The organism is Comamonas terrae (assembly GCF_001544075.1).
GTDB lineage: Bacteria > Pseudomonadota > Gammaproteobacteria > Burkholderiales > Burkholderiaceae_C > Comamonas > Comamonas terrae.
Genome location: NZ_BCNT01000032.1, coordinates 1 through 2495, shown reverse-complemented (window position 1 = coordinate 2495; position 2495 = coordinate 1). Strand labels below are relative to the sequence as shown.

The window sequence follows — 2495 nt, the reverse complement described above, 5'->3', positions numbered from 1 at the left end:
TGTTGATTTCCATGCAATCTGAACCCACCAATTCCATCTCGATCTGACCCACCCTGTTGCGTGAACTTGAAGCTCACGTTGTGGATAAGTTCTTGGTGTTCCTTTCCTTTTTAGATTGGGGTTGCTGGGCAGAACTGTTCTTGAATCGGTAGCTGTCGTTGCCGGTTTCAAGAATATGGCAGTGATGGGTGAGTCGGTCCAGCAGTGCCGTGGTCATCTTTGCGTCCCCGAACACGCTGGCCCATTCACTGAAGCTCAGGTTGGTGGTGATCACGACGCTGGTGCGTTCGTAGAGTTTGGACAGCAGATGGAACAGAAGTGCCCCGCCAGAGGCACTGAATGGCAGGTAACCCAGCTCATCCAGAATCACCAGGTCGGCATACGCCAGCCGGTGAGCGAGCTGTCCCGCCTTGCCCTGAGCCTTCTCTTCCTCCAATGCGTTGACCAACTCCACCGTTGAGAAGAACCGCACCCTGCGGTGGTGATGTTCAATCGCTTGCACGCCCAGGGCTGTGGCAATGTGGGTCTTACCCGTTCCCGGTCCGCCCACGAGAACCACGTTGTTGGCATCTTCTAGGAACTCACAGCGGTGCAACTGCCGAACCAAGGCTTCATTGACCTCGCTGTGGCTGAAGTTGAAGCCCGTCAGGTCTCGATAGGCTGGGAACCTTGCCACCTTGAGCTGATAGGCCACCGAGCGTACCTCCCGTTCGGCAGTCTCGGCCTTGAGCAACTGCGACAGGATGGGCTGCGCAGCGTCAAACGCTGGGGCCCCTTGTTCAGCCAGTTCATTGACCGCCTGAGCCATGCCATGCATCTTGAGCTCTCGCAACATGATGACGATGGCCGCAATAGCTGGGTCATGTCGCATGGCGCACCTCCCTCAACTGGTCATAGCGCAGCACATTGGCCATGGGTTCCACCACCAGGCGCAAGGCTTGGGGGGAAGTGACCGGAGCCGGAGCGGGTCTGCCATCGACCAATCTATGCAGAACGTTCAGGATGTGTGTCTTGCTGGGAGCCCCGGCCTCCAACGCCAGCTCAACTGCTGCGAGCACCGCCTGCTCATCATGGTGAAGCACCAGGGCCAGGATCTCCACCATCTCCCGATCTCCGCCTCGCTGCTTGAGCAGCAAGGCCTGCAGCCTCTTGAAGGCTGGGGGTAATTCCTGGAATGGGGCACCGTTGCGCAAAGCGCCAGGTTTGCGCTGGAGGACGGCCAGGTAGTGACGCCAGTCGTAGATCGTCTGGCCCGCACCGTGATGATTGCGCTCAATGACCCGCTGGTGCTCGCAGAGCAGCTGCCCCTCAGCCGCCACAACCAGCCGACTGGCATAGACACGCAGGCTAACGGGCCTGTTGGCGTATGGAGCCGGGACACTGTAGCGGTTGCGCTCAAAGTGAATCAGGCAGGTGGGTGAGACTCGCTTGGTGTGCTCCACGAAGCCATCAAAGGCCCTTGGCACGGGCATCAGTGCAGAGCGCTCCTGGGCCCAGACGTCCGCAACGGTTCCGGGAAGCTTGCCATGCTCAATCTCGTGCCACAGCGCCTGGCAGCGCTGCTCTAACCAGGCATTGAGGTCGTCCAGCGTTGCAAACGCTGGCACCGATTGCCACAGGCGATGACGAGCGTCGCGCACATTCTTCTCCACCTGCCCCTTCTCCCACCCGGAGGCCGGGTTGCAGAACTCGGCTTCAAACAGGAAGTGGCTGACCATGGCGGCAAAGCGTGCATTGACGTCTCTGTCCTTACCCTTGCGGACCCGATCCACGGCGGTGCGCATGTTGTCGTAGATGCCCCTGCGAGGTACGCCACCAAGCACCTCAAAGGCGTGGTTGTGAGCGTCAAACAGCATCTCATGGGTCTGCAGGGGGTAGGCACGCAGATAAAAAGCACGACTGTGGCTGAGCTTGAAGTGGGCCACTTGCAGCTTGGTGCGCACACCGGCGATGACGGCCCAGTCCTCGGACCAGTCAAACTGGAACGCCTCACCGCAATCGAATAGGAGGGGCACGAAGGTGCCGCGGCCGGTCGTTTGCTGTGCCTGCATCTGCTGGGCTTGCCAGACTCGGGCGAAGGCCGCCACGCGGTTGTAAGAGCCGCTGTAGCCCAGCACCTTCAGGTCAAAGTACATCTGTTTGACGGTGCGTCGCTGCTTGCGACCCCGGGTGGACTCGGTCTTGAGCCAGTCGGCCAGCTTGGTGGCGAACGGATCGAGCTTGCTGGGACTGACCCGCTTGGCATAGCTGGGCTCGGCAGAGTCAGCGCGCAGGTACTTGCGAATGGTGTTGCGAGACAGGCCTGTGCGGCGGGAGATCTCGCGGATGGACAGTTGCTCGCGCAGGGCCCATCGCCTGATGACACTCAGTGTTGCCACGTCTATCACTCCTGGTCTCCTGCTGCCTAAGAAAGCAGCAGGCTAGGGTTAATACGTGGATCAGATTTAGATGGAAATCCTGGGGGTTAGTGGGTCACTTCTGCGTGGAAATCAACA

General features: G+C 59.7%; 2 protein-coding genes. Both read right to left on the bottom strand.

Annotation, left to right across the window (positions count from 1 at the left end; all coding sequences use genetic code 11):
• Positions 1-73 precede the first annotated feature (73 nt).
• Positions 74-871 (bottom strand): IS21-like element helper ATPase IstB, encoded by a 798-nt coding sequence (istB, locus tag Cte04_RS21660; protein ID WP_042412099.1) that lies wholly within the window; start codon positions 869-871, stop codon positions 74-76.
• The gene (istA, locus tag Cte04_RS21655) at positions 861-2387 is read right to left on the bottom strand and encodes an IS21-like element ISCsp3 family transposase (protein ID WP_059440738.1); all 1527 of its coding nucleotides are present in this window, start codon (positions 2385-2387) and stop codon (positions 861-863) included. Before istA ends, istB begins: the two co-directional genes overlap by 11 nt.
• Between the last annotated feature and the right edge of the window lie 108 nt (positions 2388-2495).

Bases quoted from the DNA above. Each gene is read 5' to 3' on its own strand.
- istB (WP_042412099.1), bottom strand. From the start codon at position 871: ATGCGACATGACCCAGCTATTGCGGCCATCGTCATCATGTTGCGAGAG.